The organism is Kitasatospora sp. Ki12, assembly GCF_054601375.1.
The window spans coordinates 1,647,010-1,661,598 of record NZ_BAAIHT010000003.1 but is presented as its reverse complement, the minus strand read 5'-3'; the positions used below and the strand labels follow the sequence as shown (position 1 = coordinate 1,661,598).

The 14,589-nt window shown below is 73.8% G+C and carries 13 protein-coding genes; 7 read left to right on the top strand and 6 right to left on the bottom strand.

Features of this window, described 5'->3' with window-relative positions:
- Positions 1–43 precede the first annotated feature (43 nt).
- Positions 44–1,489, bottom strand: coding sequence for a phosphoribosyltransferase family protein (locus ACYP53_RS37910; RefSeq protein ID WP_459650727.1), 1,446 nt, complete (start codon positions 1,487–1,489; stop codon positions 44–46).
- A 342-nt stretch (positions 1,490–1,831) separates the two neighbouring features.
- Here ACYP53_RS37910 and ACYP53_RS37905 point away from each other — a divergent pair, with 342 nt between their 5' ends.
- The 4 genes from ACYP53_RS37905 to ACYP53_RS37890 are packed head-to-tail and all read left to right on the top strand — an operon-like array spanning position 1,832 to position 3,682.
- Positions 1,832–2,311, top strand: coding sequence for a hypothetical protein (locus ACYP53_RS37905; RefSeq protein WP_459650726.1), 480 nt, complete (start codon positions 1,832–1,834; stop codon positions 2,309–2,311).
- Complete coding sequence (locus tag ACYP53_RS37900) at positions 2,308–2,718, top strand: pirin family protein (protein WP_189913872.1); 411 nt, start codon at positions 2,308–2,310, stop codon at positions 2,716–2,718. Before ACYP53_RS37905 ends, ACYP53_RS37900 begins: the two co-directional genes overlap by 4 nt.
- 33 nt (positions 2,719–2,751) lie before the next feature.
- Complete coding sequence (locus tag ACYP53_RS37895) at positions 2,752–3,417, top strand: hypothetical protein (RefSeq protein WP_459650725.1); 666 nt, start codon at positions 2,752–2,754, stop codon at positions 3,415–3,417.
- Between the two features lie 52 nt (positions 3,418–3,469).
- A complete protein-coding gene (locus ACYP53_RS37890) occupies positions 3,470–3,682 on the top strand; it encodes a hypothetical protein (protein WP_189913870.1) in 213 nt (70 codons plus the stop codon).
- 164 nt (positions 3,683–3,846) lie between these two features.
- Here ACYP53_RS37890 and ACYP53_RS37885 read toward each other — a convergent pair whose 3' ends face one another.
- A complete protein-coding gene (locus tag ACYP53_RS37885) occupies positions 3,847–5,958 on the bottom strand; it encodes a sensor histidine kinase (protein ID WP_459650724.1) in 2,112 nt (703 codons plus the stop codon).
- Positions 5,959–6,241: 283 nt separating this feature from the next.
- Between ACYP53_RS37885 and ACYP53_RS37880 the strand changes: the two genes are divergently transcribed.
- Positions 6,242–6,934: a response regulator gene (locus ACYP53_RS37880; RefSeq protein WP_459650723.1), complete on the top strand. Its 693-nt coding sequence runs from the start codon at positions 6,242–6,244 to the stop codon at positions 6,932–6,934.
- Positions 6,935–7,069: 135 nt separating this feature from the next.
- On the opposite strand, the gene ACYP53_RS37875 is transcribed toward ACYP53_RS37880, so the two are convergent.
- Both ACYP53_RS37875 and ACYP53_RS37870 read right to left on the bottom strand, forming a co-directional pair.
- On the bottom strand, positions 7,070–8,785 hold the full coding sequence (locus ACYP53_RS37875) for an acyl-CoA dehydrogenase family protein (protein WP_459650722.1): 1,716 nt from the start codon (positions 8,783–8,785) through the stop codon (positions 7,070–7,072).
- A gap of 59 nt (positions 8,786–8,844) precedes the next feature.
- On the bottom strand, positions 8,845–9,399 hold the full coding sequence (locus ACYP53_RS37870) for a PadR family transcriptional regulator (protein ID WP_459650721.1): 555 nt from the start codon (positions 9,397–9,399) through the stop codon (positions 8,845–8,847).
- A 229-nt stretch (positions 9,400–9,628) separates the two neighbouring features.
- Here ACYP53_RS37870 and ACYP53_RS37865 point away from each other — a divergent pair, with 229 nt between their 5' ends.
- Complete coding sequence (locus ACYP53_RS37865) at positions 9,629–10,075, top strand: SPW repeat protein (RefSeq protein ID WP_189913866.1); 447 nt, start codon at positions 9,629–9,631, stop codon at positions 10,073–10,075.
- A 103-nt stretch (positions 10,076–10,178) separates the two neighbouring features.
- Here ACYP53_RS37865 and ACYP53_RS37860 read toward each other — a convergent pair whose 3' ends face one another.
- Positions 10,179–11,585, bottom strand: coding sequence for a class II fumarate hydratase (locus ACYP53_RS37860; protein WP_459650720.1), 1,407 nt, complete (start codon positions 11,583–11,585; stop codon positions 10,179–10,181).
- A gap of 349 nt (positions 11,586–11,934) precedes the next feature.
- Between ACYP53_RS37860 and ACYP53_RS37855 the strand changes: the two genes are divergently transcribed.
- Entirely contained in the window at positions 11,935–13,902 is a 1,968-nt protein-coding gene (locus ACYP53_RS37855) for a cholesterol oxidase substrate-binding domain-containing protein (protein ID WP_459650719.1), read from the top strand.
- A 33-nt stretch (positions 13,903–13,935) separates the two neighbouring features.
- On the opposite strand, the gene ACYP53_RS37850 is transcribed toward ACYP53_RS37855, so the two are convergent.
- A complete protein-coding gene (locus ACYP53_RS37850) occupies positions 13,936–14,535 on the bottom strand; it encodes a helix-turn-helix domain-containing protein (RefSeq protein WP_189914104.1) in 600 nt (199 codons plus the stop codon).
- Positions 14,536–14,589 lie beyond the last annotated feature (54 nt).

Here is a 14,589-nt window from a genome sequence, read left to right as displayed (position 1 = left end):
TTCGGCGGTCCTTCGGCTGTCCTCCGGTGGCCGTCCGGTGGTTTCACGGCCGCGGAACCGGTTCTGGGAGGTGTCGCAGGAACCAGTTCCGGGCCAGCTCAGCGACCTGGTCGAGGGTTCCGGGCTCCTCGAAGAGGTGGGTCGCGCGGGGCACCACCGCCAGTTCACTCTCGCAGCGCAGCCTGCTTCCGGCCCGCCGGTTGAGGTCCAGGACGGTGGTGTCCAGCGAACCGACGACGAGCAGGGTCGGGGCACTCACCCGCGCCAGGACCTCGGACCCGGCGAGGTCCGGGCGGCCGCCCCGGGAGACCACCGCGCGTACGGCCGGGCCCAGCTCGGCGGCGGTGTGCAGCGCGGCGGCGGCGCCGGTGCTGGCGCCGAACAGGCCCAGCGGCAGGTGGCGGGTCTCCGGGACGCCGTCGACGTCATCGACGTCAGGGGCGGAGCTGGTGTCGGAGCCGGAGTCGGCGCCGGCGCCCAGGTGGCGGGCGACGGCGGTCAGCCGGGAGCCCAGCAGTCCCACGTCGAACACCTTGCGCCGGTCCGGCTCCTCGGCCGCGGTGAGCAGGTCGAACAGCAGCGTGGCCAGCCCGGCCCGGTTCAGCTGCTCGGCCACGTACCGGTTGCGCGGGCTGCGCCGCCCGCTGCCGCTGCCGTGCGCGAAGACCACGACGCCGAGCGCGCCGGCCGGCACGGTCAGCCGGCCCGCGAGGCGGACCCCGCCGGCGGTCAGCACCAGCTCGCGGTCGACCGGGGTGGCGGCGGTCGGGTCTCCGCGGGCCCGGCCGCTCTTCCGGTCCCGCTGGTTCCGCTGTTTCCGGTCCCGCTCCCGCTCCCGGGCCTCGGCGAGCAGTCGTAGCACCTCCTCGTCCCCGGTCTGCGAGAAGTCGGCGTAGAACTCGCCGATCGCGAAGAACGGGGACGGCGTGTCGACGCAGACCAGTTCGTCGGCGACCTCCGCCAGGCGGTCGGTCCAGTCCGGGGGAGCCACCGGCACGGCCAGCACCACCCGGGCCGCGCCCCGCTCCCGGACGATCCGGCAGGCCGCCCGGGCGGTGGAGCCGGTGGCGATGCCGTCGTCCACCACGACCACCGTGCGACCGCGTACGTCCGCGGGCGGGCGGTCGCCCCGGTAGCGGCGGGCCCGGCGCTCCAGTTCGGTGCGCTCACGCCGCTCCACCCCGGCCAGCTGGGCGTCGCTGACCGACGCGAGCCGGATGACCTGCTCGTTCAGCACCCGGACCCCGTCCTCGCCGATCGCCCCCATGCCCAGCTCGGGCTGGTACGGCACGCCGAGCTTGCGGATCACGCAGATGTCCAGCGGGGCGTCGAGCGCCTGGGCCACCTCGGCGGCCACCGGGACCCCGCCCCTCGGCAGCGCCACGACGACGGTGTCGGGGCCGCCCAGGTGGCCGAGGAGTGCGGCCAGCCGTCGGCCGGCGTCGGTGCGGTCGGCGAAGGGGGTGAAGTGGGTTCCGGTGACGTGCATGACACGGCCTCCGGTTCCACCGTACGTCGTTCCGGGCGGGGCCGTTCCGTCGGCCTGAGCTGGGCGGTGGGCGGACCCCGGGGGGGCGTCCGGGACAGGGCGTCGGGCCGGGGCCCGAGCAGGAGCGGAACGGCCCGGGACAGCGGGTGGGTCCGACCCGGGCCCGACCCGGGCCCGACCCGGGACCGGACCGGCAGGGCCCGGGCGGGCCCGGGATCGGGCCGGGATCACGCCGGGAGCAGGACGGGACGGAACCCCCGTGTGGCCGGGACAGCGGGCGGCGCACGGTTGGTCACAGAGGCGGACCGCAGGGCCCGCCGGCCACCGGAAGGAGCGCCCGACATGCCGGGCACCGTCATCACCGATCTCCGCCGACGCGGCGCCGTCGACCCCGGCCGACTGCTCGCGGGGCCGCTGCGCGGCGTCGGTCTGCAGCGGCTCGAACCGGGTCACAGCACCGAGGTGGCCGCCGACGGCGTCGAGCACGCGCTCTACGTGACCGCCGGCTCCGGTCTCGCCGAGCCGCCCGAACACGCGGTCCGGCGGGACCCCGCACCGGACGCCTCGCCGCGCGACGCCTCGCCGGACGACACCGACCCGCGCGACGCCTCGCCGGACGACACCGACCCGCGCGACGCCGAGCCGCGCGACCCCGAGCCGCGCGACGCCGGCATCCCCCTCGTGGAGGGCACCGCCGTCGTCCTGCCCCTCGGCACCCGGACCGTCCTCACCGCCGGCACCGCCGGGATGGAGTACTTCCACGCCGTCCTGGCCGTCCCCGCCGGCCGCCCCGCCTCACCGAGCGGAGATGAACCCGCATGATCGTCACCACCGACACCGGCGCCGCCATGGTCGTCCTCGGCCCGAACGGCGAACGCGTCCGGATCCGCTCGCTGGCCCGTCGCTCGATGCTCGCCAGCGCCTGCGAGGCCTTCGACCACCTGCGGCTGAGCCCGGGCGCCCACCACGTGCTGACCGGCCGGCCCGACGCCGAGACCGTCCTGCACGTGCTGCGCGGCGCCGCCGTGGTCGGCCGACTGTCGGACGAGCCGGACCACCTGGCCTCCGAGGGCGATCTGCTGCTGGCCCGCAGGGGCCGCACGCTGCAGCTCGAAGCCGGGCCGCTCGGCGCCGAACTGCTCTGCCTCACCCTCGCCGTCCCCCGGCACAGCGCCGGCACCCGGGCCGCCCTGGCCCGGCGCCGCGCCGCCCGCCGGGACCGGCCCTGAACCCCCCCGACCCTCCGTCCCAGGAGACACCCCGTGATCGTCGTACCCGCGGCCGTCCCCCGCACCGCACCCGTCTTCCGGCGGCTGATCGACCCGGAACAGCGGCCTTCCGTCCGCGCCGGACTGACCGTCGAGACCCTGCCGCCCGGTGTCCGGGTCGACCAACTCCCGTGCGAGTCGGCGGAGTCGGTGACCGTGGTGCTGTCCGGCCGACTCTCCGCGGCCGGCCGGGTGCTCTCGCCGGGCGAGGCGCTGCACCACCGGCCCGGCAGCAGCTGGCGGCTCACCGCCGTCCGGGGCGCGCCGACCACCGTGCTCACCGTCCGTCCCACCCCGCGCCGGGAGTCCGTCCCGGCCCAGCGGTCGGGTCCGGAGCCCGCCCGCGCCTGGCGACAGGTCGACGTGGGCACCGTGGACCTCGGCCCCGGCGGCCTCTGCGGACCGTACGAGGAGCGGGCGGCCGACGCGTTCCTGGTGGTCCTCTCCGGAGTCGGCGCCTTCCTCGGCGAGCTCGGCGAGGTGCCGGTCTTCCCCGGCGACCTCATCTACGTCCGGGCCAAGGAGCGGTACGGCCTGCGGGCCGGGTCGCGCGGGCCGGTCACCGTCGTGCTGGGCCGGATCGGCGCTCCGGGCGCCGAGTCGGGACCGGAATGGGACGTCCAGCCCATGCGCTCGGGGCGGGTCCGGCCGCAGAGTTGAGAGCGACCGGTCGACCACGATCGGTCCGTAGGAAGAATCAGGAGACCACCCCATGACGGCGAAACCGATCACCAAGGCGTTCTGTGCGGCAGGCGTGCTGGCGGGCGCACTGGCAGGTGCGGTCGCGGCGGTCACCGCGGTGCGCAATGCCTGCTCGAGCCTCTCCCCGGCGTCCGGCGCCTCCAACGCGCTGGCTCCCGGGCCGAACCCGCCGCCCGGCTGCCAGCCCGGCACCTGTGCCCAGCCTCCGGACCCCGCTTCCTGACCGGAGCCGATGGCGGCCCGCGCAGGGCGCGGGTGACGGGTGACAGATAACAGGTAACAGATGACGGAGAACAGATGACAGATTTCAGATTTCGAAATCTGTCATCTGTTCGCTGTCTGTCGTCCGCTGTCACCGGACGGCTCACGGGGGTCCACCCACCCGGCTCACCGCCCCGTCGCAGCCGAGCGCGGCAGCACCGCCAGCACCTGGGTGCCCCCGCCCGACGACAGCGGCAGGATCGAGCAGTGGCCGCCGATCTCCGCCGCCCGGTCCGCCATCGACTGCAGCCCCACCCCGCTGCCGTCCGCCCGGAAGTCGCCGTCCACCGGGGCGTCGGCGTCCGGCCGGAACCCCACCCCGTCGTCCCGGACGACCAGCGTGAGCGCCTCCTCGTCCACCCGCAGCGAGACCCAGGCCGTCCGAGCCCGGGCGTGCCGGAGCACGTTGTTCAGCGCCTCCGCCGTGATGCGGTACGCCGCGACCTCCACCGCCGCCGGCAGCTCGGGCAGCGGGTCCGGCGACACCTCCGCCGTCACGGTCAACCCGGTCCCGCCGAAGGTGTCCGCCAGCTGCCGGACGGCCCGGGCCAGCCCGAACTCGCCGAGCGGCGCCGGTCCGAGCCGGTCGGTGATCCGGCGGACCTCCTTGATCGTCATCCCCAGGCCGTCCGAGACCCCGCGCAGCGTGTCCGCGAGCCCGTCGTCCGCCGAGGTGGCCGCGTTGTCCACCCGCAGCCGCAACCCGGCCAGCGCCGGCCCGAGCCCGTCGTGGATGTCCCGTCGCAGCCACCGCCGCTCCTCCTCCCGCGCGGCGACGATCTGCTCCCGACTGGCCTGCAGGTCCTCCTGGAGCCGCAGCGAGGCGACGGCCGGCGAGGCCTGGTCGGCGAGCGAGCGCAGGATGTCGACGTCGCTGGCCTCCAGCCGCTCCTCGCCCGCCCGCAGTCCGACGGTCAACTCGCCGATCGGCAGCCCGTTGTGGACCAGGGCGAAGTCCTGGCGGTGGCCGTCCAGCCGTCCGGCGGTGGCCAGCGTGCGCCGCCCGGCCCGGGTGGTGACGGCCAGGGCGACCCCGGGCAGCCGCAGTTCCTCGGCGACCGTCGCGCACAGCGTCTCCGGCAGCCGCGCCGGGTCGACCACCTGCCGCACCCGCCCCGCGAGCGTCCGCAGCACCTGGTACGGCTGGGCGCGTTCGCCGTAGTACAGCCGGTCCACCAGGGCGACGACCCGCCGCGCCGCCCGCGGCAGGGCCGCGCCGAGCGCGTACACCAGGGCGATCAGCAGCAGCGCCGCCCCGCCGCGCCCCGGCAGCAGCCAGGTGGAGAGCAGGGCGGCGGTCGCCACGAACAGCCCGGTGACCCCGGTGCCCAGCAGCAGTCCGATCAGCACGCTGCGGGCCGCCCGGTCGAGCCGCCAGCCGCGGTCCCGGACGACCAGGAAGCCCACCGCGAGCGCCCACACCAGCCCGGTGGCGGCGAACAGCGAGTAGCTGAGCCAGTAGTGCTCGGTCCAGGTGCGCGAGTACACGTCCTGCATCCCGGCCCACAGCAGGTACGCCCCGAGCATCGCCGCCACCCGCAGCCGGTGCTGCCGGAGGTCGCTCGCGTCACCCGTCCGGCCGCGTGGACGCAGCAGGCGGGTCAGCAGGACCACGGTCACGATCCCGATCAGGCATTCGCTGACCAGCATGTCGTACGAGCCCAGCGCGTCGGCGGCGACGCCGAACCAGTGCGCGGGCGGGTTGCCGGCGAACGGGTTGGGCCGCCCGAAGACCTTCGGGAGGGCGAGCCGCTGGGACATCTCCGGCACCACGTAGACCGCGACGGCCGCGACGTACCACCACCAGCGCCGCGTGGTCAGCCGGCCGCCCGGAAGCCAGAGCGGGAACACGTAGAAGATCGTGACGTTGACCGACCGGAAGAGCGCGTCGAGGACGGCGACGGCGCCGACGATGCCGGGGTCGGTGACCTCGACCCAGATCGGGGCGGCCGCGGCGAACTGCACGATGTCGGTCAGCCCGTAGACGAGCATCACCCAGCCGAGCGGGCTGCCCGGCCGGTGGGCGTGCAGCAGCATGCCCGCCCCCGCGGTCGGCAGGGCGTAGACCAGGATCGCGAGTTCGTCGCGGGGCACCGACACGCCCGGATCGCCGAGGTGGACGAGCACGTAGCAGATCCACAGCGTGGCGGCGAGGAGGCAGACCGCCATGACGACCGCCGCGGCGGTGAGCTGTCGTTGGGCCGGCGTACGGCGCCGGACGGAGGCCACCGTGGTCATGGCACCACCTCGCAGACGGGCTGGGCCGGTGGGGTGGACTCCGGTGGTGCGACCCCCCGGCGGTACGGACTCGCGGCCGGTCGGCGGGCCGGCCGGCCGCGTGGACCAAGTCAGGTCCAGTTTCGGCGGCCCGGTGTCCCGGGCGCCTGAGGCAGCGGTCTCGGATCCTGTCCCCGACCGCGGTCCCGGTGCCCGGCCGGATCCGTCCCGCGCGCCCGCCACGCGGACGACTTCCGAGCATGTCACGGAAAGTAGCCAGTCGGGCGCTGGTAGTGTCGGCCGTGTGGATGAAGAACAGCCGCTGGCACTCGCGGACCCGGGTGAGGCAAAGCCCGTCCGTGTACTGATCGTCGACGATCACCCCCTCTTCCGGGAGGGGTTGAAGGCGGCACTGGAGAGCGCCGACGGCGTCCTGGTGGTCGCCGAGGCCGAGCGGGTCGCCGACGTCCCGGAGGCGGTCGCCCGGCACCGTCCGAGCGTGGTGATCATGGACCTCTCGCTGCCCGACGGCTCCGGGCTGGAGGCCGTCCGTCGGCTCGCCACCCAGGAGGCGCCGCCGCCGGTGCTGATGCTGACCATGTCGGACGACGACGGCAACCTGCTCGCCGCGCTCCAGGCGGGTGCGCGCGGCTACCTGGTCAAGGGTGCCGGTCGGGAGGAGGTGCTGCACGCGGTACGGACGGTCGCGGCGGGCGGCGCGGTGTTCGGCGGGGAGGTGGCCGGGCGGATCACGGCCCTGCTGGCCGGTGCCCGGATGCGCGAGGCGGGGCAGCTGTTCCCGGACCTCACCGCCCGCGAGGCGGAGGTGCTGGACCTGGTCGCGCGGGGGCTGGACAACCGGCGGATCGCCCGGGAGCTGGTGGTCGCGGAGAAGACCGTCCGCAACCACATCACGCACATCTTCGAGAAGCTGCACGTCGCCACCCGTGCCGAGGCGGTCGCCCGGGCCCGCGACATGGGCCTGGGCGACGGCTGAAACGTCGGCCGGGGCGTCGGCTGATCCGTGACCGGGTGAGACCGGGGGTGCCGGTCCGCCGACCGGCACCCCCGGGGTCCTTCCGAACGTTGCCGCAGCCGCTACGGCGCCGCGGTCGCCAAGGCGCCGCCGTCGCTACGGCTGCATCTCGTACGCGCCCGAGAGTGCCGTGACCCGCTCCCACACCCGCGCGGCCCGCGCCGCGTCCGACACCGGGCGGCGCACGTTCGCCAGCGCCCAGGCGGCCTGCTCCTCGGTGGTGGAGGCCTTGCCGTGCAGCTCGGTGGCGTGCGCGGAGAAGTCGCGGACCAGGGCGTCGAAGACCTGGTCGAGGACGTCGCCGCCCTCGTCGGACGCCGTCAGACCGGTCAACTCGGCCTGCTCCAGCACCAGCTGGCCGTAGACGATCAGCGCGAACAGCTGGCCGATCTCCAGCAGGAAGTCCAGGTCCGCCTGCTGCTCCTTGCTCGGCGCGTGGCTGAGCAGCAACTCGCAGAAGCTGTCGGCCTGTTCGCGGAACCGGGCGACGTTGGGCAGCTGCGCGTGGCGGTCGTAGGCGGCGCGCCAGTCGTGGAAGCGGATCGCGCCGAGGCCGCGGGCCGGGCCCTGGCGGAACAGGAAGGCGTCGTCGGCGGCGTCCAGGCGGGACGGCACCGGGGCGTAATCGGCCGGGGCGAAGAGGTAGTTGCCCATGAACTTGAGGATCAGCGCCAGGTTGACGTGGACGGTGCCCTCCAGCTTCGGCAGGCCGCGGATGTCCTTCGCCGCCTTGTCGAAGTAGGTGTCCGCCTCGAAGCCCTTGGCCGCGATGACGTCCCACATCAGGTCGATGACCTTCTCGCCCTCGGTGGTGACCTTCATCTTGGTCATCGGGTTGAACAGCAGGTACCGGCGGTCCTCGGCGGAGGCGGTGCGGAAGTAGTCCACGGCCCGCGCGCTGAACAGCTTCATCGCCACCAGGCGGACGTACGCGTCGGTCAGCTCCCGCTTGACGTGCGGGAAGTCGGTGACCTTCCGGCCGTACAGCACCCGGTTGTGGGCGTGCGTGACGGCCTCGTACATCGCGTGCTCACAGATGCCGATGGAGGCGGTGCAGAGGTTGAACTTGCCGACGTTGACGGTGTTCAGGGCGGCGTCGAAGGCGGCCTGGCCGGTGTGCAGCACGTCCTCGGCGCGCACCGGGTAGTCCTCGAGGCGGAACTCGCTGACGTACATCTGGGCGTTCACCACGTTCTTGACCAGGTGGTACGCCTCGTGGCGGCTGTCGGCGGCGAAGAAGACGTAGCCCTCGGGGCCCTCGACGTCCGAGCGGCGGCCGAACACCGAGACCAGGCCGGCCACGTTGCCGTTGCCGATGTAGTACTTGGGGCCGGTCGCGGTGAAGCCGCCCTCGCCGTCCGGGGTGAGGATCATGTCGGTGGAGTAGATGTCGGCGCCGTGGGTGCGCTCGGAGAGGCCGAACGCCATGACGTGGCCCTCCGCCAGGAGCCGGGCGGCGCGGGCCCGGACGGCCTCGTTCTCGCTCTGCCAGACCGGTCCGAGGCCCAGGATGGTGACCTGCCAGGTGTACCAGTAGCCGAGGCCGTAGAAGCCGAGGATCTCGTTGAGCTCGGCGATCCGCGCGGTGTCCCAGCGCTTGGCCGGGTCGGCCGCGGACGGGGTCAGGAACTCCGCGAACAGGCCTTCCTTCGCGGCGAATTCGAGGAAGTCGCCGTACCAGCTGCGGTCGATGTAGGTGTCGATCAGCGCCTTCTTGCCGCGGGACTCGAACCAGTCCACGGTCGCGCGCAGCAGCCGGCGGGTCGGCTCGTCGAACTGGGCGGGGTCGTAGGTGCGCGGGTTGAAGAGCATCACGGGCTCCCGGGGGTCGAGGGTGTGGAACGCGGGTGGAAGGTGCGGCGGCCGGCGTGTCAGGACGGCCGGTCCGCGGCGAGTCGGCGCAGGATGGCGAGCACGTCGTCGAGCCAGTCGAGGGTCATCCGCTCGTACTCGATGCCGCCGCGCAGCACCACGTGCTGCAGCTCCTGGCGGGCGTCGAGCGCGTCGAGGTCGGGGAAGTCCCGTTGCTCACCGTGCAGGTAGCGGGCGAGCAGGGCGGCGTGGCCCTCGCGGTGGCGTTCGACCTCGGAGATCAGCGCGGCCGGGTCGTCGAAGGCGGCGGCCCGGATCTTGACCGCGAGCTCGTGCCGGACGGTCTCCGGCTCGACCGGTTCCCGCAGCCAGCGGGCGAGCTCGGCCCGTCCGTCCCCGGCCGCCGAGTAGACCTTCTTGTCCGGGCGCCCGTCCTGGGCGACCTCCTCCGCGGCGATCCAGCCGTCCGCCTCCATGCGCCGCAGCACCCGGTAGATCTGCTGGTGGGTGGCGGTCCAGAAGCGCCCGATGGAGCGGTCGAAGCGTCGGGCCAGCTCGTAGCCGGAGCCGGGCCGCTCCAACAGCGAGACGAGGATCGCGTGCTCCAGTGCCATGCCCCGCATCCTGCTATGCAACGAGTTGCATAGGCAATGGCGCCTCGCGGTGTTGAGACGCAGGTCACCGGCGTGATCGGATGGTTATCGATCATTACGGACGATCGGGTGCAAAACGATGGAGAAGGGCCAGAATGGTTACGGGGCGTGCGCCTTCACGGGAGGAACGCGACCCCCAGGTTCCGGACCACAGGAGGTGGTATCGGTGGCAACCCATATCCCGACGGGCATGGAGCACCATCCGGACATCGTCGAACTTCGAGAACACTACGAGCGGGTCACCTCGACCCCCCGGGCCCAGGGCATCGAAGCCCTGGCCGTACTGGCCGGCCTCTTCCTGGCGGCATCGCCATGGATCGTCGGCTTCACCGCGTTCAGCACCCTGACCGTGACCTGCCTGATCGTGGGTCTGGCCTACACCCTGCTGATGGCCGGCTACGGCACGGCCTACGAGCGCACCCACGCGAGGGCCTGGGCGGCCACCGCGCTCGGTGTCTGGACGATCATCTCCCCGTGGGCGGTCTCCGGTTCCGTGGCGCACGGCAAGAACATCGTCACCTGCATCATCGTCGGTGCCGTGATGTTCCTGCTCGGGCTCGCGGCGATCTCGATGGCCACCATGACGTCGAACGGAGCGGCAATGCGGCGCGGCCGGGCCGGCCGAGCCAGGGGCTGATCCTCCCCGCAGCCCGTGCCGGGGCGCGGAGGGCGCAACCGCCCACCGCGCCCCGGCGCACCGCTTCGTCCTCTTCGCGGTGACCTATGGCTGGGCCATCGACCTACGGGTGAGTCATCCGCAGCACGTCCAGCGCCTCGTCCAGCTGCTTCTCGGTGAGCTTGCCCTGCTCGACGTAGCCCCGCTCCAGCACCACCTGACGGATCGTCTTGCGCTCGGCCAGCGACTGCTTGGCGACCTTCGCGGCCTCCTCGTAGCCGATGTACCGGTTGAGCGGGGTCACCACCGAGGGCGAGGACTCCGCGTACTCCCGGGCCCGCTCGACGTTGGCGGTGACGCCGTCCACCGTCCGGTCCGCCAGCAGCCGGGCGCTGTTGGCGAGCAGCCGGACGGACTCCAGCACGTTGCGGGCGATCACCGGGAGCATCACGTTCAGCTCGAAGTTGCCGCTCGCGCCGGCCAGCGTCACCGTCGCGTCGTTGCCGACGACCTGGGCGGCGACCATCAGCACCACCTCGGGCAGCACCGGGTTCACCTTGCCCGGCATGATCGACGAACCCGGCTGCAGGTCCGGCAGGTTGATCTCGCCGAGCCCGGTGCGCGGACCGGACCCCATCCACCGCAGGTCGTTCGCGATCTTCGTGAAGCCGACCGCCACCGTGCGCAGTTGACCGCTCAGCTCGACCAGGGAGTCCCGCGCGCCCTGCGCCTCGAAGTGGTTCCGGGCCTCGGTCAGCGGCAGGTCGGTGGCGCGGGCCACCTCCGCGATGACCGCCTCCGGGAAGCCGGGCGGGGTGTTGATGCCGGTGCCCACCGCCGTACCGCCGAGCGGGAGTTCGGCGACCCGGGGGAGCGTGGCCAGCAGCCGCTCCCGCCCGTGCCGCACCTGCGCCGCGTAGCCGCCGAACTCCTGGCCGAGCGTGACCGGGGTGGCGTCCATCAGGTGCGTACGGCCCGACTTGACCACCGTCGCGAACTCGGCCTCCTTGCGCTCCAGTGCCTCCGCCAGGTGCTCCAGCGCCGGGATCAGCTCGTGCGTCACGGCGGCGGTCGCGGCGATGTGGATCGAGGACGGGAAGACGTCGTTGGACGACTGGCTCGCGTTGACGTGGTCGTTCGGGTGGACCGGGCGGCCCAGCCGCTCCCCGGCCAGGGTGGCGATCACCTCGTTGGTGTTCATGTTGGACGAGGTGCCCGAGCCGGTCTGGAACACGTCCACCGGGAACTCGTCGTCCCAGCGGCCCTCCGCGACCTCCTCGGCCGCCGACACGATCGCCTCCGCCGTCTCCTCGTCCAGGACCCCGAGGCGGGCGTTCACCCGGGCCGCCGCCGCCTTGATCCGGGCCAGCGCGGCGATGTGCGCGCGCTCCAGCCGCTGCCCCGACACCGGGAAGTTCTCCACCGCCCGCTGCGTCTGCGCCTGCCACTTCGCGGCGGCCGGCACCCGGACCTCGCCCATCGAGTCGTGCTCGACCCGGTACTCCTGCGGCTTCGCCTGCTCGTCACCCATCGCGCGCTGCACCTCCTGTGCGGGCCGGCCGGCCCGGAACGGATCTTCCGATCACGACAGCCGCGCACGGGGCCCGGGTATTTCCGGCGGGGGTGATCGGGTTCCGGCGAGCCCGGCACGGCCCCCGACCGGCGGCGGCGCTACGCGTAGGCCGCCGTGGCTGCCCCACGCCGACCCTGCCCGGGGACCGTTCGGGTCACACTCACTCGAAGGAGTGATTCATCGGAGGTATTGCTTCAAACCGCCGTACGGCGCTTCGTACGCTCCTTCCGGGCCGGCGGACACCGCCGGCCCGCCCGGTCGGCCGCAGCTCGGCCCGGGGGGACCCAGCGCGAGGGCGGACGGACGGATGACCAAGGAACGACGGAGTACGGCGGGCACTTCGGGCACCGCGGGTGTGGTGGGCGTGACGGGCGGCGCCGGGGGCGGGCTCACCCGCCGGCAGTTGCTCGGCGCGTCGGCCGCGCTCGGCGGCGCGGCCTGGGTCCTGCGCGGCACCGTCGGACCGGACAGCGCCCGGGCCGCCGCGCCCGTACCGCCCGGACTGCCCGTCGGCACCGAGCTCTACCAGCGGGTCTTCCAGAACTGGTCCGGCGAGATCCGCACCGACCAGCTGTGGACCTGCGCGCCCCGCACCCCCGAGGAGGTCCCGGCGCTCGCCGACTGGGCGCACGCCAACGGCTGGCGCCTGCGCGCCTCCGGCTACCGGCACACCTGGGCGCCGCTCACCGTCGCCGACGGGACCCCGGAGAGCGCCCGCGTCCTGCTCGTGGACACCGCTCGCCACCTCACCGCCATCAGCGCCGACTCGCCCACCACCGTCCGGGTGCAGACCGGCGCCACCATGGAGGCCCTGCTCACGCACCTGGCCGACCGCGGCCTCGGCCTGACCGCCTGTCCGGCCCCCGGTGAGATCACCGTCGGCGGCGTGCTCGCGATCGGCGGCCACGGCACCGCCGTCCCCGCCGCGGGCGAGGTGCGGCCGGACGGGCACGGCTACGGCTCGGTGAGCAACCAGGTCGTCCGGCTCACCGCCGTCGTCCTCGACCCGGCCACCGGCCGCTACGCGCTGCGCACCTTCGACCGCTCCGAGGCGGACAGCGCCGCCTTCCTGGTGCACCTGGGCCGTGCCTTCCTCACCGAGGTCGTCCTGCGGGCCGGTGCCGACCGGTCGTTGCGCTGCGTCAGCCGGCTCGACATCCCGGCGAGCGAGCTCTTCGCCCGCCCGGGCGCGGCGGCCGGCGGTGGTGCCGGTGGTGGCGGTGGTGGCGGTGGTGGTGGCAGTGGTCTGCTCGGGGGAGTGCTGGGCGGTGTGCTCGGGGGCGGGGCGGGTGGCAGCGGACCGCGGACCTTCGCCGAGTTCGTGGAGCGCGACGGCCGGGCCGAGGCGATCTGGTTCGCCTACACCGACTACCCCTGGCTCAAGACCTGGAGCGTCGCCCCGGCCAAGCCGCTCGCCTCCCTCACCGTCGACCACCCCTACAACTACCCCTTCTCGGACAACGTGCCGGAACCGGTGGCCCGGCTCGCCGGCGACATCGTCTCCGGCGCCTGGGGATCGGCCCCGCTGTTCGGCCAACTCCAGTACCTGGTCGCGAAGGTGGGGCTCACCGGAGACATCACGGACGTCCTCCTCTCCGGTGGACTGCTCCGGGGGCTGCTCAGCGGCGACGTGCTCACCCATCTCCTCGCGGGCGGGCTGCACTCCGACCTCTGGGGCCCCTCGCGCACCCTCCTGCAGTACGTCCGGCCCACCACCCTGCGGGTCACCGCGAACGGCTACGCGATCCTCGCCCGGCGGGCCGACCTGCAGTGGGTGGTCAGCGAATTCGCCGCGTACTACCGGACGTTGCTCGCCGACTACCGGTCCCGGGGCGAGTATCCGGTGAACGGTGCGGTGGAGATCAGGGTCACCGGCCTGGACGACCCGGCGTACTCCGGCGTCCCCGGCGCCCGGCCCCCGCTGCTGTCCGCGCTGCGCCCGCGCGCCGACCGTCCGGAGTGGGACACGGCCGTCTGGCTCGACGTCCTCTCCTTCCCCGGCACCCCCGGGCTGGAACGGTTCGCCCGGGACCTGGAGCAGTGGCTGCTGCGTACCTTCGACGGCACCAGGGCGGGCCTGCGGGTCGAGTGGTCCAAGGGCTGGGCCTACACGGCCGACGCCGCCTGGTCCGACCCGGACCTGATCGACCGGGTCATCCCCGACGGCCTGCGGGCCGGCGGCGGGTCCGGCTGGGACGAGGCGGTCGCCGTCCTGGACCGGCACGACCCGCACCGGGTGTTCGGAAACCCCTTCCTGGACCGGCTGTTGAAGTGATCCCCGGCCGACCGGTCAGTGGCTGACCAGTCGTCAGATGTGTTCCATCACGATCACCGCCAGGGTGTTCGGGGCCAGCGCGCGGAACACGTGCGGGGCGTCGCCCGGGTAGCTCACGTAGTCGCCCGGGCCCAGCTCGACCGGCGCCTCCGTCGGCCCGGCCAGCGCGCGCCCGGAGCCGATCATCACGTGCTCGACCGTGCCGGGCATGTGCGGGTCGGAGGCCCTGGTCTCGCCCGGCTGCGCCTCGATCCGATAGATGTCGCGGCGGGCGTTGGGCGGGCAGGAGGAGAGCACGGTGGCCGCGTAGTCGGCGCGCTCGGAGTGGGTCACCGGGCCCTCGCCGGCCCGGATCACCTTGACCACCGGGCGCGGCGGGTCGACCAGCCGGCTGAACGGCACGTTCAGGGCGACGCCGAGTGCCCACAGGGTCTCCACGCTGGGGTTGCCGGCGCCCGATTCCAGCTGGGAGAGCGTCGACTTGGCGATTCCCGCGCGCCGGGCCAGCTCGGCCATCGACAGCCCGCTGCGCTCGCGCTCGCGTCGGATCGAGGCGGCGATCTGGCCGATCAGCTCGGTGCCGGAGCCGCCGGCCGGGGTGGCCGCCGCGGCCGGGGTGGTCTGGTCACTCATGCTCGCCACTCACGCTTTCCTCTGGCTCCTTGCTGCTCCCCGGACACCGGCGCC

Bases quoted from the DNA above. Each gene is read 5' to 3' on its own strand.
- ACYP53_RS37910 (WP_459650727.1), bottom strand. From the start codon at position 1,489: ATGCACGTCACCGGAACCCACTTCACCCCCTTCGCCGACCGCACCGAC.
- ACYP53_RS37905 (WP_459650726.1), top strand. From the start codon at position 1,832: ATGCCGGGCACCGTCATCACCGATCTCCGCCGACGCGGCGCCGTCGAC.
- ACYP53_RS37900 (WP_189913872.1), top strand. From the start codon at position 2,308: ATGATCGTCACCACCGACACCGGCGCCGCCATGGTCGTCCTCGGCCCG.
- ACYP53_RS37890 (WP_189913870.1), top strand. From the start codon at position 3,470: ATGACGGCGAAACCGATCACCAAGGCGTTCTGTGCGGCAGGCGTGCTG.
- ACYP53_RS37885 (WP_459650724.1), bottom strand. From the start codon at position 5,958: ATGACCACGGTGGCCTCCGTCCGGCGCCGTACGCCGGCCCAACGACAG.
- ACYP53_RS37875 (WP_459650722.1), bottom strand. From the start codon at position 8,785: ATGCTCTTCAACCCGCGCACCTACGACCCCGCCCAGTTCGACGAGCCG.
- ACYP53_RS37870 (WP_459650721.1), bottom strand. From the start codon at position 9,399: ATGGCACTGGAGCACGCGATCCTCGTCTCGCTGTTGGAGCGGCCCGGC.
- ACYP53_RS37865 (WP_189913866.1), top strand. From the start codon at position 9,629: ATGGAGCACCATCCGGACATCGTCGAACTTCGAGAACACTACGAGCGG.
- ACYP53_RS37860 (WP_459650720.1), bottom strand. From the start codon at position 11,585: ATGGGTGACGAGCAGGCGAAGCCGCAGGAGTACCGGGTCGAGCACGAC.
- ACYP53_RS37855 (WP_459650719.1), top strand. From the start codon at position 11,935: ATGACCAAGGAACGACGGAGTACGGCGGGCACTTCGGGCACCGCGGGT.
- ACYP53_RS37850 (WP_189914104.1), bottom strand. From the start codon at position 14,535: ATGAGTGACCAGACCACCCCGGCCGCGGCGGCCACCCCGGCCGGCGGC.